Raw genomic sequence first — 25784 nt, 5'->3', positions numbered from 1 at the left:
TGCTGGCAGCGGTTACTTGAAGTAAGCCGCTGCCCTGGCGCCGTTCTCGCCAAGCGTGCCGCTCGCGGGCGACATGTCTGCTGCGGGATAAAAACCCTCTGCAATCAATGGCATCGGGATCCACTTGCGCAACAAGTCGCCTTTTGAGCGATGCGTAACGGTTTTGATCCACCAAGGTGACAAAAAACCGTCACCTGAAAACCGTCCGCGTCCCTCCCCTCCAGCACTTCCCCGCCCTAAGTCGATATGTGGATTGGAACTTTCCTCAAGCCCCGCTGAGCGCCCTAAGGCTCATAAATCAAGGGCTTTCGCAGTGAACAATGTGCTGGATTTTGCGGAGCGCATAAGTTTTTTTTGGCATAGCAATTATGAAAATTTCTTCTATGGTTCTCTCTAGAATGTTCTTAGCTCTGTTGTTACAAGCATGAAACGGTTTTCACTATAAATGCCGTCAAATATTTGGCGACTAATAAGCACCATTAGGAATCAGGGAGAGGCACCCATGCGCGTATTAACCCCCCTCTGCAGCGCAATTCTGCTGGCCATGGCCTGCACTTCTCAGGCTCAAGCCATGTCATTGACGGAGGCGATCCAGAGCACCATCGCGACCCACCCGGAGCTGGCGTCGCGTGTAGACAGCCGCCTCTCGGCCGATGAGCAGGTGAAAGTCGCCAAGGGGGGCTTTTATCCATCAGTTGATCTGAATGCCGCCTACGGGCGCGGGTACAGCGATAACACCAACACCCGGGCACTCGGTAATCACCACACCGAAATCCTGACGTACACCCAATCGGAATTGCGTCTGCGGCAGATGCTCTTCGATGGTTTCAACACCGCCAACGAAGTCCAGCGCACCAAAGGCGTGGTCAATTCCCGGGCCTATTACGCTCAGGGCACCGCACAGGATCTGGCCCTGCGCACCATCGAGGTCTACCTCGAAGTGCTCAAACGCCGCGAACTGGTGACCCTGGCCACGAACAATCTGCAAGCTCACATGCGGGTCAACGATCAGATCGGTCTGCGCACCCAGCGTGGTATTGGCAGCACCGCCGACTCCGACCAGTCCGTCGCTCGCCGGGCACTGGCACAAAACAACCTCGATACCGCTGAAGTCGATCTGGCGGATGCCGAGTCGAACTTCTACGCCGTAACCGGGCGCCTGCCCGATGAGCTCGAAGCACCACCGTCGATCCGCGGCGAGTTGCCCGCCACCCTGCCGGAAGCTCAGCAAAGCATGGTGGAAAACAACCCGTACCTGAAATCTGCCCAGGCCGATGTGCAATCGGCCGAGAGCCAGTACGAAGTTGCCAAGTCGCCGTTCTACCCTCGCTTCGACGCCGAAGCGGCCGTGGGTGCGAACAACAACGTGCAGGGCGATGAAGGCCACGACAACGAATGGCGAGTCGGCGTGGTGATGAACTACAACCTGTTCCGCGGTGGCAGCGACAAGGCTCGCCTGGCCTCCGATGCGCACCAGATCAACCAGGCGATGGACATCCGCAACAATGCCCTGCGCCAACTCAACGAGAACATTCACCTGGCCTGGAACGCCATGGTCAATGCCAAGAAACAAACCCCGACTGCCCGCGAATACGCGGATACCAGCCGACGCGTGCGCGTGGCGTATCAGGACCAGTTCGGCCTTGGCCAACGCACCCTGCTCGACTTGCTGGACAGTGAAAACGAGCTCTACAACGCCAACCGTCGCTACACCGAAGTGCGCTACACCGAGGAGTACTCGATGTATCGCGTGCTGGCGAACATGGGTCAGTTGCTGAGCAAACAACGGGTGGTATTGCCCGCCGATGCGATCGCCTCCTCAGAAGTAAAAAACGAAGCCCGTTTGCCTGAACTGAAGTAGGCCTGTGGAGAGATCAATGTGACCAGCATGGAACCCGGCAACATCGGTGTCGATCCGCGCCTGAGCTTCGATGACCCACTTCTGGACGGTCTGTTGATCCTCTGCAAACTCCATGGCGCAACGGTCAGTCGCGCCAGCCTGAGTGCCGGGCTCCCCCTGAACAAACAACGTTTGAGCCTGGACCTGCTGCCTCGCGCAGCGGCCCGGGCCAGTTTGCAGGCGAGATTGCTGCGCCGTGAACTGGCGGACATTTCCGCCCTCAACCTGCCTGTAATGCTGATCCTCAACAACGGCCGTACTGCCGTTCTACGACGCTTCGGCGATGATGGGCAGTTGCTGATTTTGCCGAGCGAATCCGACGGCGGTGAACAATGGGTCAGCCGCGATGAGCTGGCCGAGAATTACAGCGGCCAGGCCTTGTTCGCTCGGCCACGGCATGAACTCGAAGACTTGCGTTCGCCGCTGGTGCCGCGGGTTGAGGCGTGGTTTCGCGACACGTTGAAGCTGTCGAAGTGGCTGTACAGCGATGCGATTCTGGCGAGTTTCTTGATCAACCTGCTGGGGATGATGGTGCCGCTGTTCGTGATGCAGACCTACGACCGGGTGGTGCCGAACCAGGCAACATCGACGTTGTGGGTGCTGTCCATCGGCTTGCTGATCGGCACCGGTTTCGAATTGGTGTTGCGGGTGGTCCGCGCGCACCTGCTGGACACCGCCGGGAAGAAAACCGACGTGATCCTTTCGGCCACGTTGTTCGAACGCATCACCGGCATGGCGATGAAAGCGCGGCCGGCGACCATTGGGGGTTTCGCCCAAAGCATCCATGACTTCCAGGGCCTGCGGGAATTCCTCACCGCCGTGACCCTCACCAGCCTGATCGACCTGCCCTTTGCCGTGCTGATGCTGGTGGTGATCGGCCTGCTCGGCGGCTGGCTGGTGGTGATCCCGTTACTGGCGTTTCCGATCACGATCATCTTCGCGATGGTGATCCAGGTGCGCCTGCGCGACACCGTACAGAAAAGCCTGACCCTGGGCGCCGAACGCCAGGCGCTGCTGATCGAAACCCTCGGCGGTCTGGAAACCCTCAAGGCCTGCAGCGCCGAAAGCGAACGCCAGCACAAATGGGAAAGCACCCACGGCGCCCTCACCCGCCTCGACAGCCATGCGCGCAACCTCTCGGCACTGGCCACCAACGGCACGCTGTTCATCCAGCAATTCTCCGGCATGGCGACCATCGTTGCCGGGGTCTACAGCATCATCGCCGGCAACCTCAGCGTCGGCGCGCTGGTGGCGACCTACATGCTCGGCAGCCGGGTTCTCGCGCCGCTGGGGCAGATTGCCGGTTTGATCACCCGCTACCAGCAAGCGCAACTGACCATGAAAAGCACCGATGCGCTGATGTCCTTGCCGCAGGAACGCGACGCCACACAACGGCCGCTGGAACGCACACAACTGCAAGGTGCGCTGGACGTCAGCAGCGTGACGTTCCACTACAACGGCCAGAACGCGCCGGCCCTGGCCAACATCAGCTTCAGCGTGAAACCCGGCGAGCGGATCGGCATCATCGGTCGCAGCGGCTCGGGGAAAAGTACGTTGGCGCGACTGGTGATGGGTTTCTACGCACCGGAAGAAGGCCAACTGCTGCTCGATGGCCTGGACCTGCGGCAACTGGACGTCGCCGACCTGCGCCAGCAAATCGGTTACGTCGCCCATGACCTGCCACTGTTGGCCGGCAGCCTGCGCGACAACCTGACCCTCGGCGCCCGCTACATCAGCGATGCACGGATGCTCGAAGTCGCCGAACTGACCGGCGTCACCGAGTTGGCCCGTCAGCATCCGCAAGGCTTCGACCGGCCGGTGGGCGAACGCGGACAACTGCTGTCCGGCGGGCAACGTCAGGCGGTGTTGCTGGCCCGCGCGTTGTTGCTGGATCCGCCGATCATGTTGCTCGACGAACCCACCAGTGCCATGGACAACAGCAGCGAAGACGTCCTGCGGCAAAAACTCCACCGCTGGGTCCAGGGCAAAACCCTGCTGCTGGTGACCCACCGCACCTCGATGCTCAGTCTGGTGGATCGGCTGGTGGTGCTGGACAACGGGCGGATCGTCGCCGACGGTCCGAAAGAAGTGGTCATCGATGCACTGCGCAAGGGCCGTGTCGGCTCTGCGGCTGTCTAGGAGCTAGCCATGGCCCGTTCATCATCCGACGCGTCGCGCTCTAATTCGAAGCCACGCGGCTACTTTGGCAGTTTCAGCAAAAGCGCCGAAAGCGAATTCATGCCGGAAACCGCCGGCGCCTCGTTGCAGGACTCACCACGCTGGTCGCGGATCACCGTGTGGCTGGCGGCTGCGTTGATTATCACCGCGGTGGTCTGGGCCAAGTTTGCGGTGTTGCAGGAAGTGACCATGGGCGAAGGCAAGGCGATTCCGTCGAGCAAAGTCCAAGTGATCCAGAATCTGGAGGGCGGCATCGTCACTGAGATCTTCGTGCGCGAAGGGCAAATGGTGAACAAGGGCGATACGTTGCTGCGCCTGGATGACACTCGATTCCTGTCGAACAAGGGCGAAAGCGAGGCGGATCGTTATGCGCTGACCGCGCAGGTCGAACGGCTGTCGGCCGAAGCGGAAGGCCGGCCATTCAAGCTCTCCCCGGAAGTGATCGCCAAGGCGCCGCAAGTGGCCGAAGACGAGCGCTCGCTGTACGAACAACGACAACGGCGACTGGCCAGCGAACAGCGCACCCTGAGTGAACAACTTCGGCAAAAAACCCAGGAACTGGCGGAGTTCCGCTCCAAACAGGGCCAATTCAGTTCAAGCCTGGCGCTGCTGCAACAAGAAATGAACATGTCCGCGCCACTGGTGGGCACCGGGGCGGTTTCGCCGGTGGAAATCCTGCGACTCAAACGCAGTGCGGTGGAGATTCGCGGCTCGCTGAACGCCACGACGCTGGCAATTCCCCGCGCGGAATCGGCGATCAATGAGATCAGAAGCAAGATTGATGAGTCCGAACAATCCTTCCGCTCCGACGCGGCGAAAGAGCTCAATGAAAAACGCACCGACCTGTCGAAAATCACCGCATCGAGCATTGCTATCGATGACCGCGTAACCCGCACCACGGTGGTGTCGCCGGTTCACGGGATTATCAAAGTGCTGAAGGTCAACACCATCGGCGGCGTGGTCCAGCCGGGCAGCGACATGGTGGAAATCGTGCCCATTGAAGACAACTTGCTGATCGAAGCCAAAGTGCGGCCGCAGGACGTGGCGTTTCTGCATCCGGGGCAGAAAGCCATGGTCAAGTTCAGTGCTTACGACTACACGATTTATGGCGGGTTGAGTGCGAAGCTGGAGTTGATTGGGGCGGACACGATTACGGATGACAAGGGCAACAGCTTCTACCTGATTCAGGTGCGCACGGACAAGAATCACTTGGGCGGGGATGTGAAACCGTTGCTGATCATTCCGGGGATGGTGGCGACGGTGGACATCATCACCGGGGAGAAAAGCGTGCTGGATTACTTGCTCAAACCGGTACTTAAAGCCCGGACTGAGGCGATGCGCGAAAGGTAGTCTCTGGCTGAAATTTGCGGTGGCTGTTTTACCGCCATCGCGAGCAGGCTCACTCCTACAGTGGACCGCATTTCCTCTGGAGAAACTCGGTCCACTGTAGGAGTGAGCCTGCTCGCGATGAGGGCCTTATATTCAGCGATCATTTCGGTCCATGATTACGCTGGAAAGTCTCCTCCCCCATCGCCGCAATCTGCCCCTCGATCAACGCCTCGAACGGTTTCAACAACGGCTCAAACGTGCTCGGCGCTTCCAGCGTCTGCAACGCCTGAACAATCGCCTCCACCGTCGACAACGCGCCCGGCCCCGGTGCCTTGCGCAATCGATACCTCGACACCCCGCCCTGCGCCAACGTCACCCTCGGCAGCGCCGCCAGCAGCGGGTTGAGGTGCAGCATCTTGCGCGCCTTGCGCCAGGTGCCGTCCGGGACGACCAGCAAGAGTGGTTGATCAGTTGCCGTGTAAGCCTGCAACGGCTGCGCATCATCGGCAGGAAACAGCAGCCGCGCCTGATAGCCCGGTTGATACAACAGCGCCGGCAAATCCTCGAACACCTCGCCCACTATCAACTCGGCATTCTTCAACCCCAACGCCGCCAACCGTGCGGTGTTCAGCGCATGGTTCACTTCGCTGGGATGCTGCAACAACAGCACTCGGGTGCGGCTGTCCAGGCTCGGAATCAGTGGGCACAAACAGTGAGTTTGCGGGCGCAGGCAGCGCGGGCATTGAATTCTGGACATTTTTTCAAGCCTGATTCAGTTGCGCTTTGAGCAAATCGCGGAAGGTCTGGATCAGCGGCTCGCGGCTGCGGCCACGACGCACGATCATCGAGAACGGCGCTTGATAACCAAAGGTCGCCGGCAGCAGCACCCGCAAATCGCCCTTGTCGGCCCAGGCCTGAGCATAGTGCTCCGGCAGGTAACCGATGTAGGCGCCGGACAGCACCAGAATCAGCTGCGCCTCCATACTCTCTACCGTCGCCGCGCTGTGTTTGAAACCGTGGCGTGCCAGTTCCGCCTGGCTCCAGTAGCCACGGCCAACCATGCGTTGCTGAGTGATGACTTGCTCGGGAATGCGCCGCTCGGTGAACAGCGGATGACGACTGCTGCAATACAACCAGTGTTGTTCGCGGTACAGCGGCATGTAGACCAGACCGCTCATGCGCGTGGAGAACGCGCCGATGGCCAGGTCGAGACGGTTATCCTGCACGCCGAGTTGCAGCTCGTAAGGGCTCATCACCGAGAGGTGCAAATGCACGGCCGGGTGTTCCTGGCTGTAAGCGCCAATGGCTTCGGCGAAGGGCAAGGCCTTGTCGCTGACGGTGGAGTCGATGACGCCGAGGTTCAAGGTGCCGCGCAATTCGCCCTTGAGCGCCGCGGCGTATTGTTCGAAGCCTTCGAGTTCGCCGAGCAGGCGCAGGGTTTCCTGATGGAACAGCTCGCCTTTGCTGGTCAGGCTGAAACCACCTCGGCCGCGATGGCAGAGGACCAGGCCGAGGGCAGCTTCGAGCTGGCTCATGTAAGTGCTGATGGCCGACGTCGAGAGGTTGAGCTCTTGCTGCGCGTTGGCAAACCCCTGATGGCGAACCACGCTGACGAAGATGCGCAAGAGTTTCAGGTCGGGTAATGCGTTGGCCATGGGGGCTCCGGGCTTTAGAAATGTGTTGTCTGTTAAATCCACCCCTCACCCCAACCCTCTCCCCACGGGGTAGAGGGGGAAAGGGAGCCGATCTCCATGGCTTTCAAAGCCTGAGTTTGACTCGATATTTCAGGTCGATGTATTTCCCGAGAACACCTCGGTCAGTCCCCTCTCCCCCTGGGAGAGGGTTAGGGTGAGGGGCCGTTCTTGAGCCGATCACAAATCTCAATGCCGCAAAGTCTAATCCCCCTCCAGCCATTAGTTTAGAAAAATCTGAACTAAGTATTTGCCCGTAGCGATTCTTCCCGGCCACTACATTTCGCAGAATCGCCCCACAGCGGTTCCTGCGTCTCCCCGACCAGTGCAACCGACATAAATAAAACAACGACGATGAGGCCCTACCCGTGGACAAGATTCTTCACCAACCACTGGGCGGCAATGAAATGCCGCGCTTCGGCGGCATCGCCACCATGATGCGACTCCCCCATGTGCCAACCGCTGCCGGTCTGGATGCTGCCTTCGTTGGCGTCCCGCTGGACATCGGCACGTCCCTGCGCCCCGGCACCCGTTTCGGACCACGCGAAATCCGCGCTGAATCGGTGATGATCCGCCCATACAACATGGCCACCGGCGCTGCACCGTTCGACTCGCTGTCGGTTGCCGACATCGGTGACGTGGCGATCAACACGTTCAATCTGCTGGACGCGGTACGGATCATCGAAGAGTCCTACCACAAAATCCTCGAACACAATGTGATCCCCCTGACCCTCGGCGGCGACCACACCATCACCCTGCCAATCCTGCGTGCGATTCATAAGAAGCACGGCAAGGTCGGCCTGGTGCACATCGACGCTCACGCTGATGTGAACGACCACATGTTCGGCGAGAAAATCGCCCACGGCACCACCTTCCGTCGCGCTGTCGAAGAAGGCCTTCTGGATCCGGACCGCGTAGTGCAAATCGGTCTGCGCGCTCAGGGCTACACCGCTGACGACTTCAACTGGAGCCGCAACCAGGGCTTCCGTGTGGTTCAGGCCGAAGAGTGCTGGCACAAATCCCTGGCACCGCTGATGGCCGAAGTTCGCGAGAAAGTCGGCGGCGGTCCGGTGTACCTGAGTTTCGACATCGACGGCATCGATCCAGCGTGGGCGCCAGGTACCGGCACCCCGGAAATCGGTGGTCTGACAACCATTCAGGCGATTGAAATCGTTCGCGGCTGCCAAGGCCTCGACCTGGTCGGCTGCGATCTGGTAGAAGTCTCGCCCGCTTACGACACCACCGGCAACACCTCGCTGTTGGCCGCCAACCTGCTGTACGAAATGCTTTGCGTACTGCCTGGCGTGGTCCACCGCTGAGGATTGCTCGTGAACGAACGTGATCAGGTACTCAAGGCCGCTGCCGATCTGGTAACCGCCTTCGCCCGTAACGATCGCGAAGCCTACTTCGGCGCATTCAGCGCCGACGCCAGCTTCGTGTTCTACACCCTCGAACAGCCCCTGCTGTCGCGCGATGCCTATCAGGCGCTGTGGGACACCTGGCGCTCGGAGGATGGCTTCGAGGTGCTTTCGTGCACCTCGAGCAACGCCTTCGTCAGCCTGCAGGGTGACGTGGCGATTTTCATCCATGACGTGGCCACCGAGCTGCGCATGCAAGGGGAGCAACACTTCAGCCAGGAGCGCGAGACGATTGTGTTTCGCCGACAACAACAAGGCCTATGGCTGGCCTGCCACGAACATTTGTCCGCGATGCCGGAAGGGCTGCCAACCCCTTAGCCAAACAGGTGACGCTCACACACGATGAGCGCGCCTTTATGATCGGAGCTGATCATGAATAACAACAACAAAGACCAAAGCCTTACGCACATTGAAACCTACGGGGTCGAACAGATCCCGGACAGCGAACGCACCGCAGGTCCGACGGATTTGTTCCGGATGATCTTTGGGGGTTCCAACACGTTTGCCACCGCCGTGCTCGGCAGTTTCCCGGTCCTGTTCGGCCTGTCTTTTCAGGCGGGCGTCTGGGCGATTGTGCTGGGTGTGTTGCTGGGCTCGCTGATCCTTGCGCCCATGGGCCTGTTCGGCCCGATCAATGGCACCAACAACGCCGTGTCTTCCGGTGCGCACTTCGGCGTGCACGGGCGGATCGTCGGTTCGTTTCTGTCGTTGTTGACCGCCATCGCCTTCTTCTCGCTCTCGGTGTGGAGTTCGGGTGATGCGCTGATCGGTGGCGCCAAACGCCTGATCGGCCTGCCGGAAACCGACCTGACCCTGGGCCTGGCCTACGGTCTGTTCGCGATCCTGGTGCTGACCGTTTGCATCTACGGCTTCCGCTTCCTGCTGTGGGTCAACAAGATCGCGGTATGGAGCGCCAGCCTGCTGTTCCTGCTGGGCATCTTCGCCTTCATCGGTCCGTTCGATGTGAACTACGCCGGCACCGTCAGCATGGGTCAACCGGGTTTCTGGGCGGCCTTTATCGGCGCTGCACTGGTGGCGATGAGCAACCCGATTTCCTTCGGCGCGTTCCTCGGTGACTGGTCGCGTTACATCCCGCGTGATACCTCCAAGCGCCGCATCATGGCTGCCGTGGTGATCTCGCAGATCGCGACCTTCATCCCGTTCCTGTTCGGCCTCGCCACCGCCACCATCGTAGCGATCAAGGCGCCGGACTACATCGCCGCCAACAACTACGTCGGCGGTCTGTTGGCCGTTTCGCCGAGCTGGTTCTTCCTGCCGGTGTGCCTGATCGCGGTGATCGGCGGCATGTCCACCGGCACCACCTCGCTCTATGGCACCGGGCTGGACATGTCCAGCGTGTTTCCACGGGTACTGTCGCGGGTCAAGGCCACGCTGCTGATCGGTGTGATGTCGATTGCTTTCATCTTCATCGGCCGCTTTGCAGCGAACCTGGTGCAGAGCGTGTCGACCTTCGCCGTGCTGATCATCACCTGCACCACCCCGTGGATGGTGATCATGATCATCGGCCTGCTGGTGCGCCGCGGCTTCTACTGCCCGGATGACCTGCAAGTGTTCACCCGCGGCGAGAAAGGTGGCCGCTACTGGTTCACCCATGGCTGGAACTGGCGTGGGCTGGGTGCCTGGATCCCGAGCGCTGCGGTGGGCTTGTGCTTTGTGAACCTGCCTGGGCAGTTCGTCGGTCCGCTCGGCGAACTGGCCGGCGGCATCGACATCAGCCTGCCGGTCACCCTTGGCCTGGCGTCGTTGGTGTACCTGGCACTGTTGAGCCTGTTCCCGGAATCGGCCGCGGTGTTCGGTCCAAATGATCCACGCAGCAAGGGCACCGATTCGCTCGCTAAACCGGCGATGGTGTAGGAGCGTGGCTTGCCCGCGAAGAACGATAACGCGGTCGGCCTGACTGGCCGCGGCGCCCCCTTCGCGAGCAAGCATCGCTCCTACACAAAAGTTTGATTTCAGCCTCACCATAAAAAAGACAATCGGAGACACGCCATAATGGCTTTGGATTTAATCGTCGTACTCATCTACGCCGCCGCGATGCTGCTACTCGGCTACTACGGCATGCGCAAGGCCAAGACCAACGAAGACTTTTTGGTCGCCGGTCGTAACCTCGGCCCGAGCCTGTACATGGGTACCATGGCCGCCACCGTTCTGGGCGGCGCGTCCACCGTCGGCACCGTGCGCCTGGGGTACGTCCATGGCATTTCCGGTTTCTGGCTCTGTGCGGCCCTCGGTTGCGGGATCGTCGCGCTGAACCTGTTCCTCGCCAAACCGCTGCTGAAACTGAAGATCTACACCGTTACCCAGGTATTGGAAAAACGCTACAACCCGATGGCCCGCTCCGCGAGCGCAGTGATCATGCTGGCGTATGCACTGATGATCGGTGTGGTCTCGATCCTGGCTATCGGCACCGTGCTGCAAGTGCTGTTCGACCTGCCGTTCTGGCTGTCGGTATTGGTCGGCGGTGGCGTGGTGGTGATTTATTCGGCGATCGGCGGCATGTGGTCCCTGACCCTGACCGACATCGTCCAGTTCGTGATCAAGACCGTGGGCCTGATGTTCATCCTGTTGCCAATCTGCATGTACCGCGTCGGTGGCTGGGATGAATTGGTGTTGAAACTGCCGGCCACCGCCTTCAGCTTCACCACGATTGGCTGGGACACCATCATCACCTACTTCATGATCTACTTCTTCGGGATCCTGATCGGCCAGGACATCTGGCAGCGTGTGTTCACCGTCAAGAGCGCCAAAGTGGCCCAGGTCGCCGGCACATTCGCAGGCTTCTACTGCATCCTTTACGGACTGGCCTGCGCCCTGATCGGCATGGCCGCTCATGTGCTGATCCCGGACCTGGACAACGTCAACAACGCCTTCGCCGCCATCGTCAAACTGTCCCTGCCGGACGGTATCCGTGGCCTGGTGATCGCCGCAGCCCTGGCCGCCATGATGTCCACCGCCAGCGCCGGCCTGCTCGCCGCTGCCACCACCCTGACCGAAGACCTGCTGCCGAAACTGCGTGGCGGTAAACAGTCGACTCTGGGCATCAACCGCCTGTTCACCCTGCTGACCGGCATCGTGGTACTCGGCATCGCTCTGGTCGTGAATGACGTGATCAGCGCCCTGACCCTGGCGTACAACCTGCTGGTGGGCGGCATGCTGATCCCGCTGATCGGTGCGATTTTCTGGAAACGCGCCAACACCGCCGGCGCTATCGCCAGCATGGGCATGGGCTTCGCCACAGCGTTGCTGTTCATGTTCAAAGACGGTCTGGATGCCAACACCCCGATCTACTACAGCCTCGGCGTAGGTCTGGTGAGTTTCGTGGTGGTCAGCTTGCTGTCCCCTCGCCCTGCAGCGGTGCCCAGCGCCGCCTAAGCTGAACATAACGACTTGATGCTTTCTTCGACGGGTGTGGCGTCGGTTGCCACACCCGTTTTTTTTCGTCTGGAGAAAACCTTGATGAAGATTGTTTCTCGCGATCAGTGGTTTGAAGTCAAACAACTCAGCGACGGCATCCGCCTGATTCACGAGCCTTACATCCGCCCCTTCTATCGCTGCAACCTCTGGCACATCCAGGGCCGCGACAAAGACTTGCTGCTCGACAGCGGTTCCGGGCTCGTCAGCCTGCGCGAGCAACTGCCGTGGATCACCGAACGGCCGCTGGTAGCCGTGGCCAGTCATTGCCATTTCGACCACATCGCCGGCCATCACGAATTCCCCGAACGGCTGGTGCATCCGGCTGAGGCGGACATCCTCGCCGCACCGGACGGCGACAACGATTTGAGTAAAGCCTTTGTCGGCGACGACATGTTCGAGGCGCACCCGGATTGCCCGTTGTGCTACGCCGAGTATCGGGTCAAAGCCGCACCAGCCACCGGTTTGATCGAAGAAGGTGACGTGCTGGATCTGGGCAATCGCGTGTTGCAAGTGCTGCACACACCGGGGCATTCACCGGGCGGCATCAGCCTGTACGAAGCGGCGACCGAGACGCTGTTCAGCGGCGACATCATCTACGACGGGCCACTGATCGAAGACGCCTACCACTCCAACCTCGAGGACTACGCCCGCAGCCTGCAGCGTTTGCGCGAGTTGCCGATCCGCACGGTGCATGGCGGGCATTTCGGGAGTTTTTCCGGGGAGCATTTGCGCACGATGATTGACGAGTGGCAGCGCTCGCACGCCTGAAGCCTGCTGTACTCAGCCCCAGGGACAACAACAATAACGCCCTCGAATAACCGCCATGAAAAGAGCTGCCGTTCGTGCTGTCGTGCATCGTTTCATCCGCCGCCTGCTGGAGGGTCAGGATGACTTCGACGACAACGCCAGCCTGGCGCAATTGGGATTGGATAAAGAAGATATCGAAGAGCTGATCTTCCATCTGGAAGATGAGCTGGGTTTGACGGCGTTTACGGCAGAGGAAGATCAGTTGCTCAAGACCGCCAGGACGGCGAATGACTTGAGCCGGTTTTTAATGGAGATCGGAAGGCACTAAGCCCCGCCCACTCTCTTGAGTTCGACTGGGGTCCTGTAGCAGCTGCCGAGCACCGCGAGGCTGCGTTGGGCTCGGCAACTGCTACAACAACGGCTGCGCTACGCTTACCGGCGGCGCTGCTGGCGTCGGCGTTGTTCGTCGTCAGTGCGAATAGGCACAGGTTGCAGAGGCGGTTCAATCAAACCGAGTGCAACACCCAGGTCGTGCAGCCAGTTTTGGATTTTCTCTTTCATGGTGCCCCCTTCAGGGTAGTGCCGAGTGGCCAAAATTCTGTAGCCACTTCGCACTGATAATAGTCCGAAGTCCTACGCAATGCTCGCCCAAAGTCGCAATGATCTGTTACTGAATTGATCAAAATACCTGACCGATAGTTCAAGCTATCTCCCGAGCCTGACTCGGCGTCGACGGATAGACCAATTGTTGCTGCTCAAGCCAGGCGTTCAAGTTCGCCCCAACCATGCCTTTGCGCCACATCAGCCACGTGGTGGCACTGGCAAATGGCTCGGCCAACGGATGCACCGCCACGCTTTCGCGGCCCGGCAGGCTGGCGAGCATCGACGCCGACATCAGCGCCACGCCTGAGCCGGCGATCACGCAGGCCAGCATCCCCGGATAAGACTCGATTTCAATCGCCCGGCCCATGGCCGCGTGGTAATGGGAGAACCAGGCTTCCAGGCGCATCCGGTAGGAACAACCCTGGCGAAACGTGAACACCGAGCGCCCTTGCACATCCAGCGCGCTGAGGATCGGCGGGTGATCGGCCTCGCTGATCAGCACCAGCCGTTCGTCGCACAACGGCACGCCGTCGAGCCCGGCCAGTTCCAGCGGACCGTCCACCAGCGCCGCATCGAGACGACCGGTGAGCAAACCTTCAAGCAATTCGCCGCTTGGCGCGGCCTGCACTTGCAGGTTCACCGCCGGATAAGTGCGGTGATAACGCGCCAACAACCCCGGCAGATGAATCGCCGCCGTGCTGTACATCGTGCCGAGTACGAAGTCCCCGGCCGGTTGCCCGCCCTGCACCGCCGCTTGAGCTTCGTCGCGCAGATTGAACAACTTGGCGGTGTAGTCCAGCAGGACTTTTCCTGCAGGCGACAACTGCAAACGCTGACGTTCACGCACGAACAGTTCTACGCCGAGTTGCTCTTCCAGCTGTTTAAGCCGGGTCGACAGGTTCGATGGCACCCGGTGCAGGCGTTCGGCAGCGCGGGTGATGGAACCCTCCTGCGCTACTGCCTGGAAAATCCGCAATTGGCTGAATTCCACACCTTTCTCCAAATCAGAACAAGTTACTCACTATTATTCATTTTAAAAGAAAGTCAATCAGTCCTAGCCTGACGGTCATTGATCCTCTGCCGGAATTCAGACCATGTCCCCTCTGATTCGCTTACTCGCCAGTTTCATCGCCCTGATGATGGCCATGGGCATCGGGCGTTTCGCCCTCACGCCTCAGTTGCCGCACCTGCTCAGCGAAGGTCAGATCGACCTGACTGCCGCCGGTCTGATTGCCGCCGCCAACTACCTTGGCTACTTCGTTGGCGCAGTGGACGCGATGTTCTCTCGCCGCCCCGAGCAAGTCCGCCGGCGTTTGCTGGGCGGTTTATGGCTCTGTGTATTGCTGACGTTGGCCTCGTTCTGGGCCAACGGGTTTTGGTCCCATCTGGTGCTGCGGTTCGGTACCGGCGTGGCCAGCGCCTGGGTGCTGGTGATGATCACTGCGTTGAGCCAGCCACTGGCCGCGGCGGCCGGTCGCCCACGGCTTGGCGCCCTGGTATTTGCCGGACCGGGTTTGGGGATTTTTCTGACGGGCTTGTTGGCCTTGGGATCGAACCTGCTGGGGCAGACTTCTGCAGCCTTGTGGCTGGTATATGCCGGCGTCGGGCTGGCGATGCTGCTGGGGATTCTGCCGTTCCTGCCGCAACCGGCCACGACCGTGGCCACCGCCCCCAGCGTCGCTGGCTCGGGAAATCATGGCATCGGCCGTTTAGGCGTGGTCTATGGGTTGTACGGTTTGGGCTACATCATTCCGGCCACTTTCCTCTCGCAAATGGCCAACGCGCAGTTCCATGGCCAATGGCAGGCCGATCTGTTCTGGCCTTGCTTCGGTCTTGCTTCGGCCATCGGGGTGGTGCTGGTAAGTCTGCGTCGACAACACCCGCAGGGCACTCGTTATTGGCTGATGGCGACGTTGTGGCTGCAAGCCGCCGGGGTCTTCGCCTGCTTGTTGGGCAGCGGCCCTGGCCTGGCCTTGGGCGTGATCCTCTGCGGCACGCCGTTCCTGGCCTGCATGCAATTGGTGATGCAACGCTCCCGGGAACTGGCGCCCCACACCGCCCAGCGCAACGCCGGGCTGCTGACGGCATGCTTCGCCGTGGGCCAGCTCAGCGGGCCGTTGCTGGCCGCATTGAGCAGCCACTTCAGCGGAGGTTTGCATCCCGCGCTGGTGTTCGCCGGCAGCGGTTTGATTGTCGCCGGCGGTCTGTTACTGCGTCCGGTCAGCTCTGCCCAAGGGCTTTGCGCAAGCGACGGCGCACCCACTGCTCAGCGCTGACAAACGTGATGCCCAGCAATACCAGCACCGCGCCGACAACGAAATTGAAGCTCAGCTCTTCGCCCAGCAGCACCACGCCGAACGTGACGCCGAACAGCGGCGTCATGAACGAAAACACCGCCAGGTTCGCCGCCAGATAACGGCGCAACAGCCAGAACCAGGTCAGGTAACTGAAGAACGACACCACCAATCCCTGAAACAACACACTGGCCACCGCGACGGTGGTCAGGCTGACGTGGGTGACCTGGCCGCTGAGGATCGCGATCAGCAACAGGCCAACAAAACCGACAATCAGTTGATAGAACAGCGTCAGCGTCACCGGCGCTTCCGACAGGCGCGAAGCGCGCACCACCACCGTGGTTGCACCCCATGACGCGCCAGCCAGCACGCCCAGCGCATCGCCCATCAACATGCGGTGATCGAGGTTGTCCCAGGACACCCCACCGGCAAAGGCGATGGCGATCCCGACGAAGGCGAGAAAAATACCCAGCCACTGAAGCGGTCTTAAACGCTCACTCGGCAACAGCCAATGAACGCCCAATGCGGTGAAGATCGGCGCGGTGTAAAGGAACACCGACATGTGCGCGGCAGTGGTGAGTTGCAGGCCTTCGGAAATGAAGAAGAACTCCAGGCCAAACAGCGCGCCAGCCAGTAGTCCACCGCGCCAGGTGTTGCCCACTTGATCCCAACCGCCCTTCCAGCAGATCAACAGTCCTACGAGCAACGCGGAAATACCCGAGCGCCCGGCGGCCTGCATGACCGGCGCGATGTCTGGCGCCGCCCACTTGATCATCACCTGCTGAACACCCCAGATCAGGCACAACCCAATCATCACTTGCAGGGCAAACCCATCGGCGCTGCGCCGGGTGGCGCTCACCGGAACACCTCGAAAACACAAAACATGGCAGTCACTCGGCAGTAAAAAGCAAAGCCCCGACACAGAGCCGGGACTTTTTCATCACAGTTCAACCCTATGCAATCGCGTTACATGAGGGCGGGCGCGAGGTCAGCTTAGTTCAATGCGATCAGCGTGAATGACGATCTGGCCGTTCTTGTACAACGCACCAATGGCCTTTTTGAAGTTGCCCTTGCTGACGCCAAACATACTGCTGATCACCGTCGGGTCGCTCTTGTCGCTGACCGGCAGGCTGCCATTGTTGTCGCGCAACTTGGCGAGAATCTTCGAGTTCAGGCTGGTGGCGGCTTCTTCGCCAACCGGTTGCAGGCTCAGGCTGATCTTGCCGTCGGCACGGACTTCTTTGATAAAGCCCTTCTCTTCTTTACCGGCGCGCATGAACTTGAAGATTTCGTTCTTGTGGATCAGCCCCCAGTGCTTGTTGTTGATGATCGCCTTGAAGCCCATATCGGTGGCTTCGGCAACCAGCAAATCAACTTCCTGGCCAGGGGTGTAGTTGGCCGGGGTCTTGTCGAGGTAGCGGTCCAGACGCGCCGTCGCGGTGATGCGGCGGGTGTGCTTGTCGAGGTAGACGTGCACCACGACATATTCGCCGGCGGTCATCTGGCGCTTTTCTTCGGAGTACGGCAGCAACAGATCCTTCGGCAAGCCCCAATCCAGGAAAACACCGATGCTGTTGACTTCAACGACTTTTAAACTGGCGAATTCACCGACTTGAACTTTCGGCTTTTCGGTAGTTGCGATGAGTTTGTCATCGCTGTCCAGATAAATAAAAACGTTGAGCCAGTCTTCATCTTCGCTGGGAATATCTTTGGGAATATAACGATTAGGCAGGAGGATTTCGCCATCCGCGCCACCGTCCAGATATAAACCGAAGTTAGTGTGTTTAACCACTTGCAAACTGTTGTAGCGCCCGACTAAAGCCATTTCCAATACCCTCATTGCGTGGGCGGCATTCTACCCGGTTTTGCGGGTCGCGTTCGCTGGCCAGCCCGGTGGCGCAAGAAAATCCTCTGAAGGGCTTAATTTTCCTGGGTTTTGCCGCACGCGCCTGGCCGCTCGTCAGGCCGTTCTGGTGATTTTCGCACCTGCCCGCCAGGCTGAAAACTGTATTTTTTCACGCTCGTTCTTAGTTAAAACAGCAGCTTAGAGGCCTATTCAGAATAATAACTTGTGATTAATTCTTCATTTGCCCTGTGTATTTCGTGGGGATATTTACCAAGCAATTGTCAAGTATTTCCTGTACGATGCCTGGCCAAGTTAATTTTCTATAGGTTAATGGCCGCCATGCGTGTAAAAGCATCCAACAGCAAAGCAAAGCCAGCTCCAGCCGTTGAAACCAGCGAATCGATCAACAACCAGATTGCTGCGTTCCTCAAGTCCGGCGGAGAGATCCAGCAAATTGCCAAAGGCGTCAGCGGCCAGACGTTCGGCCCGTCCAAGCAGATCACCTTGGGCAAGAAGTAACTTCCCCAAGATCCGCCGCGTCACCTGGTCCCTAAGCGCTTTGAGCTTCGAAGCGCTTGGACTGGAACCCTCCTCGCAACACCCCGCCAAACACATCAATATGTCAAAAGTCGACGAACGGCCCTCGATGCCGAGCATTCGCCGGTATGCTTGCACACGTCTAAATCAAGCGTTTCAGTAGGTTTTAGTTCCTGCTCCTCGCTGTCATGGAGTGACGCATGCTCAAACCCTCCTATTTATTGCTCGGCACCCTGCTGTCGTGTTCGGTCGCCAATGCGCAAATCTTTCAGCGTGAACTGGGCGACTTCAATCTCAAACTCGGCACCACCGCCAGCCGCAGCATGGCCCAGGGGCTGGTCAAACCTTCCAGCACCGGCTCGTTCCACGGTGGTCTCGACCTGAGCCACGACAGCGGCTTTTACGTGGGCCAATGGGCGCCAAGCATGGGTTTAACGCCTGGGGCCAAACTTGAAGTCGACTCCTACATGGGCTTTAAACAGCCTTTCGATAATACCCTCGGATACGAAGTCGGCATGATCCGTTACAGCTATCCGAAAGTGGACACCCTCGACAGCCAGGAGCTTTTCGGTGGCCTGACCTTTCTCGGTAGCCGTTTCGGCGCAGCGTTCAGCAATGACCCGGACAAACAGAACAGCACCGTGTTCGCCGACCTGGGCGGCAATCAGCCGTTTGGCATCGGGATCAGCATGAAATACACCACCCACCAGCTCAATACACCGGTGTCCGTCGACGGTGGGTATGTAGGCAGTTTCACCGACTGGTCAGTGCAACTTTCCCGCCCGTTCATGGGCATCGATCTGGACCTGATCTACAGTGACTCTAACTTGAGTGGCAGCAGCTGCTCCGCCTATTCCGGGCACAACAGTCAATGTGATGGGCTGGTCACCCTAAAGGCCGAACGCGCCTTTTACTGATCGGCTGAACTGCGAGGCTCATCCTGCGTTCACATAGAAAAGCCCATTAAAAAAGCCAGGCCTTCGCAAAGGATTCGCCCATGTCGCGCTGGTTGAAGTGTCTCGCCGTCGTTATCACCCTCTGTCTCGCCCTCGGTGCGTGCAGCCGCGTGGGCCTGGCCTACCGCAACCTCGACGTGATCATTCCATGGACGCTCAGCGACTACCTGGACATGAACGGCGAGCAGAAAGGCTGGTTCAACGAGCGCCTCAAGGAACACCTGAGCTGGCACTGCACCACCCAACTGCCGGGCTACCTCGACTGGCTGGATCGCTTGCAGGTCATGGTCGAGACCAACCAGGTCACCGACGCTGCACTGCAATCCCGCGTCCAGGAAGCCAAACAGGCCATCGCCCAGACCGCCCGGGAAATCACCCCGTCGGCCATTGAGCTGTTGCAAGGGCTGAATGACCAGCAAGTAGCGGAAATGAACGAGGCCTTCGCCAAGGACCAACATAAACGCCAGGCGCAGTACCTCAAACCGTCTCTCGATCAACAGATCAAGGCACGCAGCCAGCGTATGGAAAAACGCCTGAATGATTGGCTCGGCCCGCTCAGTGCAACCCAGCAGCTGCGGGTTGCCGCGTGGTCAAACGCCTTGGGTGACCAGAATACGCAATGGATCGCCAACCGCGTCCATTGGCAGAAGCAGTTCAGTGCAGCGGTTGCGCAGCGCCACAGTCCAGAATTCCCCCAGCGAATCGAGACGCTTCTGGTGAATCGCGAGAGCTTGTGGACGCCCGCTTATCGCCAGGCCTACGCCAGCACCGAAGCCCAGGCACGGGCACTATTTGTGGATTTGATGGCCGAAAGCACGCCAGAACAGCGCCAGCGGTTGTTGAAGAAGATCGAAGGGGTGAGGAAGGATTTCAGTGATTTGACGTGTCTGAAGGCTGCAAAACAGAGCTAAGCACTACGCAAATCCCTGTAGGAGCGAGCCTGCTCGCTCCCACAATGGGTTAGGGGGTGATCGTCAGGCAATCTGCGCCTTCGACGCCACGCCATCAAACGTCACCTCATCCAGCGCATCTTCCTGCTCATCCAACACCTGCCTAGGATGGTCATTGCCCGGAATACTGCTGTCGATCAGGCTCAATAAACTCGAGCCCCGTGGCGTCAAAATGTAGTTCGACCCGTTGCCACCTTGATCCTCAGGCCGAGGCTCAATGTAGCCGCGCAATAACAGTAACTTTTCATACTCACCAGCCACTGCTTTCAGATGATCCAGGTTCTCAATCTCCTCGCCCTTCGCCGCTTTTTCCGCCGCGTACTGCTCGGCGTAGGGCCGTGGCGTAAAGCTGTGGCCAGCGCTGTTCTGCGCCTCGTGCAACAAGCGTTCAATCAAATCCCAGTTATAAGTCGTCATCCTGATTCAACCTCCAAAGCCAGAGAGTGAGATGGCCTTATAGGTTGTGACCGGCGCGGCTCGTAGCCGTTCAGCTGAGGTTTTGAACAGCACCGACCGGCGGTATGTCGAATTGGGCGTAGGTCAAACGACTAGCTTGTGTAAGTCACCTCTCAGCCTCCTGCAGGAGAATCCCAATGAACATTCAGAATCATCCTGTCGTCTCCCGAGAAGAATGGCTCGCCGCCCGCAAGCAACACCTGGCCCACGAAAAAGCCTTCACCAAAGAACGAGACAAACTCAGCGCCGAACGCCGCGCCCTGCCTTGGGTGAAAATCGACAAGAACTACCGCTTTCAGGGCCCGAACGGCGAACTGAAACTAGCTGACCTGTTCGGCGGCCGTAGCCAATTGGTCATCTACCACTTCATGTTTGGCAAAGGTTGGGACGAAGGCTGCTCCGGCTGCTCGTTCCTGTCCGACCACATCGATGGCGCCAACCAACACCTGGCCCATCATGACGTCGCCGTGGTGGCGGTTTCCCACGCACCGTTCGCCGAATTCCAGGCCTTCAAACGGCGCATGGGCTGGAAATTCGATTGGGTGTCGTCAGAAGGCTGCGACTTCAACTACGACTTCGGCGTCTCGGCCCGAGCAGAAGACGTCACCGCGGGCAAAGCCACCTATAACTACGAAAAATCTGACGGTGCCGAAGAAGAATTGCCTGGCCTCAGCGTGTTTTATCGCAATGAAGTTGGAGAGATTTTCCACACCTATTCCACTTATGCCCGAGGTTTGGACTTGTTGGTCGGGGCTTACAACTACCTCGACCTGACGCCCAAGGGGCGTAATGAAGAGGAAATCATGGAGTGGGTGAGGTATCACGACCGGTATGAGGACAAGGCAGCGGCCAGTTGCTGCCATGGGGGATAGACCACTTGTGCAGAACACCTATCCCCAAACACCGCAAATCCACTGTGGGAGCGAGCTTGTTCCGGGCTACGATCCGACGATGACTGACAAACATTCAACACTGATATCGACTGATACACCGCTATCGTCGGATCGCTGCCCGGAGCCGCTCCCACAGATATTGGCAATGTTTAGTCATCAGCTCTGTCCGACCGCACCAGGACATTTCCCCTACATCAACTTCAGAACCGGGGATCTGTACCGCTGGGCGGCTGATCCTTATAGTCAAACCGTCGCCCAAAAGGCGACCGTGTTTGGCGTTTCTGAACTTTTTACACCCTTCGCCCCTCAACCGGATAACCCGCCTTAACCGGAAATGAGGCCCAGCCTATGAAAGCCCTGCTGAAACTCACCCTCGCCGCCACCCTCGCCTGCGCCCTCCCCGCCTGGGCCTGCACGCCCGAGGAAGCTACGGCCAAACGCGAACAACTGGCCAAGGAAGTCACCAAGCTCACCCAGCAGAATCCGGCCAAAGCCAAGGAGATCAACGATGAGCTGCAGAAGATGGATCTGGGGACAGCAAGCGCCGATCTGCCGGACAAGTGCCAGTTGATCGATCAGCGATTGAAGGAGCTGGGATCAGCGGAGAAGAAAGCCGAGGGATGATCCATCCAAGGAATCCCAGGCATAAAAAAACCGGACATCAGTCCGGTTTTTTGTGGGTCGCTAAAACTGCTTACTCAGCAGCCGGCGCTTCCGGCTTGCGGCGCTTGAGCGGCGCCATGCCGTCCTTGCTGACCAGCGACAGGGCGTCGGTCTTCGGGCGGTTGGCGATTTTGCGTTTGGTCGGTGCCTTGGCGCCGGTTTTCTTCTTGTCGCCCTTGGCGTCGACTTTTTTCTTCTTCACGCCAACGGCTTTGCCCGAGGCCTTGACCTTTTTCGGTCCGCCGTAGGTGCCTTTGACTTCCTTGATGGTGCGGCGCTCGAAGCTCTGCTTGAGGTAGCGCTCGACGCTCGACATCAGGTTCCAGTCGCCGTGGCAGATCAGCGAGATGGCCAGGCCATCATTGCCGGCACGGCCGGTACGACCGATGCGGTGAACGTATTCGTCGCCGCTACGCGGCATGTCGAAGTTGATCACCAGGTCCAGGCCTTCCACGTCAAGGCCGCGAGCGGCGACGTCGGTGGCGACGAGGATTTTCACACCGCCCTGCTTCAGACGGTCGATGGCCAGCTTGCGATCCTTCTGGTCTTTGTCACCGTGCAGGACGAACGCTTTGTATTCCTGCGCCACCAGGCGGCCGTAGATACGGTCGGCCATGGCCCGGGTGTTGGTGAACACGATGGCCTTCTGGTAGGTCTCGTTGGCCAGCAGCCAGTTCACGATCTGTTCTTTGTGCTGGTTGTGGTCAGCGGTGATGATCTGCTGACGGGTGGTCGCATTCAGATCGCTGACGTTGTTCAGCTGCAGGTGCTCAGGGTTGTTCAGTACCTTGGCGACCATCTCGCGCAGGCCCGAACCACCGGTGGTGGCGGAGAACAGCATGGTCTGCTGGCGGTTGGTGCACTCTTCCACCAGACGCTGGACGTCTTCGGCAAAGCCCATGTCGAGCATGCGGTCGGCTTCGTCGAGGACCAGTACTTCGACTTCTTTCAGGTCGAGGTTGCCGGCGTTCAGTTGCTCGATCATCCGGCCCGGCGTACCGATCAGGATGTCCGGCACCTTGCGCAGCATTGCAGCCTGGACCTTGAAGTCTTCACCGCCGGTGATCAGGCCGGACTTGATGAAAGTGAACTGAGCGAAACGCTCAACTTCCTTGATGGTTTGCTGGGCCAGTTCGCGGGTCGGCAGCAGGATCAGGGTCTTGATGCTGACGCGGACTTTAGCCGGGCCGATCAGACGGTTGAGAATCGGCAAAACAAATGCAGCGGTTTTGCCGCTACCGGTTTGCGCTGTCACCCGCAGGTCACGCCCTTGGAGCGCCAGCGGAATAGCCGCTGCTTGCACAGGCGTTGGCTCGACAAATTTAAGCTCGGCCACGGCTTTGAGCAGGCGTTCGTGCAGGGCGAATTGGGAAAACACGGGTGCTACCTCGAAGAAATACAAAAAAACAGCTGCATAGGGTAACGGTTTCGAGCGCTAAGGCCGAGTTTCTTTATACAAACGGCGCTAAACAGTGGTTTTTTTGTTGCGTCTTTTGTCCTCAAACGTCATCCAAAGCGTCTTAAATGCTCTAATCGCCCCGTCGCGTCCTACAGAAGAACCGTTTTCGCCCATGGATATCAAACAGCTCTGGCTCAACGTCCAAGACCTTTGGGGTGCCCTTGATCAGCACCCTCTCCTGCATTCCAGCCTGGCTTTGGTGGTATTGCTGGTGGTTGCGCTGGCCCTCGGACGAGTGGCGCGCTACCTCATTCTGCATGCAACCAGAATGCTCGGTCGCCAGCCGGCATTGCACTGGATCAATGACTTTCGGCATAACAAGGTCTTCCATCGCCTGGCGCAGATCACCCCCTCGCTGGTGATCCAGTTCGGCTTGCACCTGGTGCCGGAGTTGGGCAAGACCAGTCTGATCTTCCTGGGTAACGTCGCGCTGGCATTTACCATTCTGTTTTTGCTGTTGGCGGTCAGTGCCCTGCTCAGCGCCCTGCTCGACATCTACGCGCGCACCGAACATGCCCGTACCCGCTCGATCAAAGGCTACGTACAACTGACGAAAATGGTCTTGTACGTGTTTGGCGCGATCATCATCGTTGCCACCCTCATCGACCGTTCGCCGCTGTTGCTGCTGTCGGGTCTGGGCGCCATGTCGGCGGTGATTCTGTTGGTCTACAAGGACACCCTGCTGTCGTTCGTCGCCAGCGTGCAGCTGACCAGCAATGACATGCTGCGGGTCGGCGACTGGATCGAGATGCCGCAAGTCGGCGCCGACGGTGACGTGGTCGACATCACGCTGCATACGGTCAAGGTGCAGAATTTCGATAAAACGATTGTTTCGATTCCAACCTGGCGCCTGATGTCCGAGTCGTTCAAGAACTGGCGCGGCATGCAGCAATCCGGCGGACGACGGATCAAGCGCAGCCTGTTCATCGACGCCAGTGGTGTGCGGTTCATCCGCGATGACGAAGAGCAGAAGCTGTCCCAGGTGCATCTGCTGACCGACTACATCAGTCGCAAGCAGGCTGAACTCAAGGCCTGGAACGAAGCCCAGGGTAATGTGGCGGCGATGTCGGCCAACCGTCGGCGGATGACCAATATCGGGACCTTCCGCGCGTATGCATTGGCGTATTTGAAGAGTCACCCGGAAATCCAGCCGAACATGACCTGCATGGTTCGACAGATGCAGACCACCGCGCAGGGGATTCCGCTGGAAATCTACTGTTTCACCCGCACCACCGTGTGGGCGGATTACGAGCGGATCCAGGGGGATATTTTCGATTACCTGCTGGCGGTGTTGCCGGAGTTTGGCTTGAGCCTTTATCAGCAGCCCAGTGGCGGTGATTTAAGGGCTGGGTTGCTTCCGGCCATGTTAGGCGCGAGCCACATCCCCGAACCCGAAAAACACGTTATGTAACGCCACTTTCCCCTTGTGGGAGCGGGCTTGCTCGCGAAGAGGGAGTGTCAGTCGAGATTAATGTTGAATGACACACCGCATTCGCGAGCAAGCCCGCTCCCACAAGGTTTAGTGAACGGCCAGAGGTTTACGTATACCCAACCGGCTAATCCAGACTGCCGCCAGAATGACCGACCCACCCAGGAACAACCGCCCCAGCGCTTCATGCTGATTCCAGATCAGCAGATTGATCAGCAACCCCACCGGCACATGCAGGTTGTTCATCACCGCGAGCGTCCCGCCATTCACAAGGCACGCGCCTTTGTTCCACCAGTACAACCCAAGCGCAGTCGAGACCAGGCCGAGGAACACCAGCACGCCCCATTGCAGCGGTGCTTCGGGCAGGAAGTTCTGTTTGCCGAACAACAGAAACGCCGGCAACGCCACCGCCAATGCCCCCAGGTAGAAGTAACCAAAGCGCCGGTAATGCGGCAAATCGCTTGGATGGCGGGCCACCAGATGTTTATAGAGCACTTGCCCGGCGGCGTAGGTGAAGTTGGCCAGTTGCAGAAGCAGGAAGCCCATGAAGAAATCGGGGTTGATCCGGTCGTAGCGAATCACCGCTGCGCCCATCACCGCCACCAGTGCCGCGACCAATGCCCAGGGATTGAAACGCCGGTTCAGCGCATCTTCAATCAAGGTCACGTGCAGCGGCGTGAGGATGGTGAACAGCAACACCTCCGGTACTGTCAGCACCCGAAAGCTCAGGTACAGGCAGACGTAGGTCACGCCGAACTGCAACGCGCCGATCAGCAGCATGCCACGCATGAACGCCGGCTCAACCGAACGCCAGCGGGTCAACGGAATGAACACCAGCCCCGCCAGTACCACTCGCACCAGCACCGCAAAGTAACTGTCGACATGACCGGCCAGGTATTCGCCGATCAAGCTGAAGGAAAACGCCTGAATCAGCGTGACAAAAAGTAGATAGCCCATGCTCGCCTCGTTTCGAATGGCGGCGACGATAACGGTTTTTGTT

Annotated in this window: 25 protein-coding genes; 16 read left to right on the top strand and 9 right to left on the bottom strand. The window is 59.1% G+C overall.

Annotation, left to right across the window (positions count from 1 at the left end; all coding sequences use genetic code 11):
- Positions 1-502 precede the first annotated feature (502 nt).
- From ABH912_RS28670 to ABH912_RS28660, 3 genes are read left to right on the top strand one after another with little or no spacing between them, the layout of a single operon-like run.
- Positions 503-1861: a TolC family outer membrane protein gene (locus tag ABH912_RS28670; protein WP_033056099.1), complete on the top strand. Its 1359-nt coding sequence runs from the start codon at positions 503-505 to the stop codon at positions 1859-1861.
- Between the two features lie 18 nt (positions 1862-1879).
- On the top strand, positions 1880-4039 hold the full coding sequence (locus ABH912_RS28665) for a type I secretion system permease/ATPase (RefSeq protein WP_033056100.1): 2160 nt from the start codon (positions 1880-1882) through the stop codon (positions 4037-4039).
- A 9-nt stretch (positions 4040-4048) separates the two neighbouring features.
- Entirely contained in the window at positions 4049-5428 is a 1380-nt protein-coding gene (locus ABH912_RS28660; RefSeq protein WP_033056102.1) for an HlyD family type I secretion periplasmic adaptor subunit, read from the top strand.
- A gap of 139 nt (positions 5429-5567) precedes the next feature.
- Here ABH912_RS28660 and ABH912_RS28655 read toward each other — a convergent pair whose 3' ends face one another.
- Both ABH912_RS28655 and ABH912_RS28650 read right to left on the bottom strand, forming a co-directional pair.
- Positions 5568-6164: a tRNA-uridine aminocarboxypropyltransferase gene (locus tag ABH912_RS28655; RefSeq protein ID WP_429512283.1), complete on the bottom strand. Its 597-nt coding sequence runs from the start codon at positions 6162-6164 to the stop codon at positions 5568-5570.
- A 4-nt stretch (positions 6165-6168) separates the two neighbouring features.
- The gene (locus ABH912_RS28650; protein ID WP_007945995.1) at positions 6169-7062 is read right to left on the bottom strand and encodes a LysR family transcriptional regulator; all 894 of its coding nucleotides are present in this window, start codon (positions 7060-7062) and stop codon (positions 6169-6171) included.
- 404 nt (positions 7063-7466) lie between these two features.
- Between ABH912_RS28650 and speB the strand changes: the two genes are divergently transcribed.
- The 6 genes from speB to ABH912_RS28620 all read left to right on the top strand — a co-directional run bounded on the left by speB (position 7467) and on the right by ABH912_RS28620 (position 13026).
- On the top strand, positions 7467-8417 hold the full coding sequence (gene speB, locus ABH912_RS28645; RefSeq protein ID WP_008153224.1) for an agmatinase: 951 nt from the start codon (positions 7467-7469) through the stop codon (positions 8415-8417).
- A gap of 9 nt (positions 8418-8426) precedes the next feature.
- Complete coding sequence (locus ABH912_RS28640; protein WP_033056105.1) at positions 8427-8834, top strand: YybH family protein; 408 nt, start codon at positions 8427-8429, stop codon at positions 8832-8834.
- 54 nt (positions 8835-8888) lie between these two features.
- Entirely contained in the window at positions 8889-10391 is a 1503-nt protein-coding gene (locus ABH912_RS28635; protein WP_429512280.1) for a purine-cytosine permease family protein, read from the top strand.
- Between the two features lie 138 nt (positions 10392-10529).
- Positions 10530-11909, top strand: a complete 1380-nt coding sequence (locus ABH912_RS28630; RefSeq protein WP_429512279.1) for a sodium:solute symporter — start codon at positions 10530-10532, stop codon at positions 11907-11909.
- A gap of 84 nt (positions 11910-11993) precedes the next feature.
- The gene (locus ABH912_RS28625) at positions 11994-12719 is read left to right on the top strand and encodes an MBL fold metallo-hydrolase (RefSeq protein ID WP_429512277.1); all 726 of its coding nucleotides are present in this window, start codon (positions 11994-11996) and stop codon (positions 12717-12719) included.
- Between the two features lie 55 nt (positions 12720-12774).
- Positions 12775-13026: a phosphopantetheine-containing protein gene (locus tag ABH912_RS28620; protein ID WP_033056110.1), complete on the top strand. Its 252-nt coding sequence runs from the start codon at positions 12775-12777 to the stop codon at positions 13024-13026.
- A gap of 104 nt (positions 13027-13130) precedes the next feature.
- On the opposite strand, the gene ABH912_RS28615 is transcribed toward ABH912_RS28620, so the two are convergent.
- Positions 13131-13259 (bottom strand): PA1414 family protein, encoded by a 129-nt coding sequence (locus ABH912_RS28615; RefSeq protein WP_007914492.1) that lies wholly within the window; start codon positions 13257-13259, stop codon positions 13131-13133.
- Positions 13260-13398: 139 nt separating this feature from the next.
- The gene (ptrR, locus tag ABH912_RS28610; protein WP_429512276.1) at positions 13399-14292 is read right to left on the bottom strand and encodes a putrescine utilization regulator PtrR; all 894 of its coding nucleotides are present in this window, start codon (positions 14290-14292) and stop codon (positions 13399-13401) included.
- 103 nt (positions 14293-14395) lie between these two features.
- Between ptrR and ABH912_RS28605 the strand changes: the two genes are divergently transcribed.
- Complete coding sequence (locus tag ABH912_RS28605) at positions 14396-15577, top strand: MFS transporter (RefSeq protein ID WP_429512274.1); 1182 nt, start codon at positions 14396-14398, stop codon at positions 15575-15577.
- Here the strand turns inward: ABH912_RS28605 and ABH912_RS28600 are convergent.
- Both ABH912_RS28600 and ABH912_RS28595 read right to left on the bottom strand, forming a co-directional pair.
- Positions 15522-16454 (bottom strand): DMT family transporter, encoded by a 933-nt coding sequence (locus ABH912_RS28600; RefSeq protein ID WP_033056114.1) that lies wholly within the window; start codon positions 16452-16454, stop codon positions 15522-15524. The two genes, ABH912_RS28605 and ABH912_RS28600, sit on opposite strands and share 56 nt — an antisense overlap.
- A gap of 129 nt (positions 16455-16583) precedes the next feature.
- On the bottom strand, positions 16584-17420 hold the full coding sequence (locus tag ABH912_RS28595; protein ID WP_033056115.1) for a CvfB family protein: 837 nt from the start codon (positions 17418-17420) through the stop codon (positions 16584-16586).
- Between the two features lie 351 nt (positions 17421-17771).
- On the opposite strand from ABH912_RS28595, the gene ABH912_RS28590 reads away from it, so the two are divergent.
- From ABH912_RS28590 to ABH912_RS28580, 3 genes are all read left to right on the top strand, one after another.
- Positions 17772-17960: a hypothetical protein gene (locus tag ABH912_RS28590; protein ID WP_017337097.1), complete on the top strand. Its 189-nt coding sequence runs from the start codon at positions 17772-17774 to the stop codon at positions 17958-17960.
- 218 nt (positions 17961-18178) lie between these two features.
- The gene (locus tag ABH912_RS28585; RefSeq protein WP_429512272.1) at positions 18179-18895 is read left to right on the top strand and encodes a TorF family putative porin; all 717 of its coding nucleotides are present in this window, start codon (positions 18179-18181) and stop codon (positions 18893-18895) included.
- Positions 18896-18975: 80 nt separating this feature from the next.
- Entirely contained in the window at positions 18976-19845 is an 870-nt protein-coding gene (locus tag ABH912_RS28580; protein ID WP_429512270.1) for a DUF6279 family lipoprotein, read from the top strand.
- A 63-nt stretch (positions 19846-19908) separates the two neighbouring features.
- Here ABH912_RS28580 and ABH912_RS28575 read toward each other — a convergent pair whose 3' ends face one another.
- The gene (locus ABH912_RS28575; protein WP_033056119.1) at positions 19909-20301 is read right to left on the bottom strand and encodes a hypothetical protein; all 393 of its coding nucleotides are present in this window, start codon (positions 20299-20301) and stop codon (positions 19909-19911) included.
- A gap of 176 nt (positions 20302-20477) precedes the next feature.
- Here ABH912_RS28575 and ABH912_RS28570 point away from each other — a divergent pair, with 176 nt between their 5' ends.
- A complete protein-coding gene (locus ABH912_RS28570) occupies positions 20478-21212 on the top strand; it encodes a DUF899 domain-containing protein (RefSeq protein WP_429512268.1) in 735 nt (244 codons plus the stop codon).
- Between the two features lie 369 nt (positions 21213-21581).
- A complete protein-coding gene (locus tag ABH912_RS28565; RefSeq protein ID WP_033056121.1) occupies positions 21582-21857 on the top strand; it encodes a hypothetical protein in 276 nt (91 codons plus the stop codon).
- Positions 21858-21927: 70 nt separating this feature from the next.
- Here the strand turns inward: ABH912_RS28565 and ABH912_RS28560 are convergent, their stop codons facing one another.
- Positions 21928-23274: a DEAD/DEAH box helicase gene (locus ABH912_RS28560; RefSeq protein ID WP_008153197.1), complete on the bottom strand. Its 1347-nt coding sequence runs from the start codon at positions 23272-23274 to the stop codon at positions 21928-21930.
- Positions 23275-23467: 193 nt separating this feature from the next.
- On the opposite strand from ABH912_RS28560, the gene ABH912_RS28555 reads away from it, so the two are divergent.
- Complete coding sequence (locus ABH912_RS28555) at positions 23468-24766, top strand: mechanosensitive ion channel family protein (RefSeq protein ID WP_429512265.1); 1299 nt, start codon at positions 23468-23470, stop codon at positions 24764-24766.
- 108 nt (positions 24767-24874) lie between these two features.
- Here the strand turns inward: ABH912_RS28555 and ABH912_RS28550 are convergent, their stop codons facing one another.
- Complete coding sequence (locus ABH912_RS28550; protein WP_033056124.1) at positions 24875-25741, bottom strand: carboxylate/amino acid/amine transporter; 867 nt, start codon at positions 25739-25741, stop codon at positions 24875-24877.
- Between the last annotated feature and the right edge of the window lie 43 nt (positions 25742-25784).

Origin of the sequence: Pseudomonas sp. BT76 TE3572 (assembly GCF_050435365.1) — a bacterium.
Classification (GTDB): domain Bacteria; phylum Pseudomonadota; class Gammaproteobacteria; order Pseudomonadales; family Pseudomonadaceae; genus Aquipseudomonas; species Aquipseudomonas fluorescens_W.
The sequence above is the reverse complement of the archived record's forward strand: the minus strand, read 5'-3'. Positions and strand labels throughout refer to the sequence as shown.

Bases quoted from the DNA above. Each gene is read 5' to 3' on its own strand.
- ABH912_RS28570 (WP_429512268.1), top strand. From the start codon at position 20,478: ATGAACATTCAGAATCATCCTGTCGTCTCCCGAGAAGAATGGCTCGCC.
- ABH912_RS28620 (WP_033056110.1), top strand. From the start codon at position 12,775: ATGAAAAGAGCTGCCGTTCGTGCTGTCGTGCATCGTTTCATCCGCCGC.
- ABH912_RS28625 (WP_429512277.1), top strand. From the start codon at position 11,994: ATGAAGATTGTTTCTCGCGATCAGTGGTTTGAAGTCAAACAACTCAGC.
- ABH912_RS28615 (WP_007914492.1), bottom strand. From the start codon at position 13,259: ATGAAAGAGAAAATCCAAAACTGGCTGCACGACCTGGGTGTTGCACTC.
- ABH912_RS28595 (WP_033056115.1), bottom strand. From the start codon at position 17,420: ATGGCTTTAGTCGGGCGCTACAACAGTTTGCAAGTGGTTAAACACACT.
- ABH912_RS28655 (WP_429512283.1), bottom strand. From the start codon at position 6,164: ATGTCCAGAATTCAATGCCCGCGCTGCCTGCGCCCGCAAACTCACTGT.
- ABH912_RS28605 (WP_429512274.1), top strand. From the start codon at position 14,396: ATGTCCCCTCTGATTCGCTTACTCGCCAGTTTCATCGCCCTGATGATG.
- ABH912_RS28670 (WP_033056099.1), top strand. From the start codon at position 503: ATGCGCGTATTAACCCCCCTCTGCAGCGCAATTCTGCTGGCCATGGCC.
- ABH912_RS28635 (WP_429512280.1), top strand. From the start codon at position 8,889: ATGAATAACAACAACAAAGACCAAAGCCTTACGCACATTGAAACCTAC.
- ABH912_RS28585 (WP_429512272.1), top strand. From the start codon at position 18,179: ATGCTCAAACCCTCCTATTTATTGCTCGGCACCCTGCTGTCGTGTTCG.
- ABH912_RS28555 (WP_429512265.1), top strand. From the start codon at position 23,468: ATGGATATCAAACAGCTCTGGCTCAACGTCCAAGACCTTTGGGGTGCC.
- ABH912_RS28630 (WP_429512279.1), top strand. From the start codon at position 10,530: ATGGCTTTGGATTTAATCGTCGTACTCATCTACGCCGCCGCGATGCTG.
- ABH912_RS28590 (WP_017337097.1), top strand. From the start codon at position 17,772: ATGGCCGCCATGCGTGTAAAAGCATCCAACAGCAAAGCAAAGCCAGCT.
- ABH912_RS28650 (WP_007945995.1), bottom strand. From the start codon at position 7,062: ATGGCCAACGCATTACCCGACCTGAAACTCTTGCGCATCTTCGTCAGC.
- ABH912_RS28575 (WP_033056119.1), bottom strand. From the start codon at position 20,301: ATGACGACTTATAACTGGGATTTGATTGAACGCTTGTTGCACGAGGCG.
- ABH912_RS28565 (WP_033056121.1), top strand. From the start codon at position 21,582: ATGAAAGCCCTGCTGAAACTCACCCTCGCCGCCACCCTCGCCTGCGCC.
- ABH912_RS28660 (WP_033056102.1), top strand. From the start codon at position 4,049: ATGGCCCGTTCATCATCCGACGCGTCGCGCTCTAATTCGAAGCCACGC.
- ABH912_RS28550 (WP_033056124.1), bottom strand. From the start codon at position 25,741: ATGGGCTATCTACTTTTTGTCACGCTGATTCAGGCGTTTTCCTTCAGC.
- ABH912_RS28580 (WP_429512270.1), top strand. From the start codon at position 18,976: ATGTCGCGCTGGTTGAAGTGTCTCGCCGTCGTTATCACCCTCTGTCTC.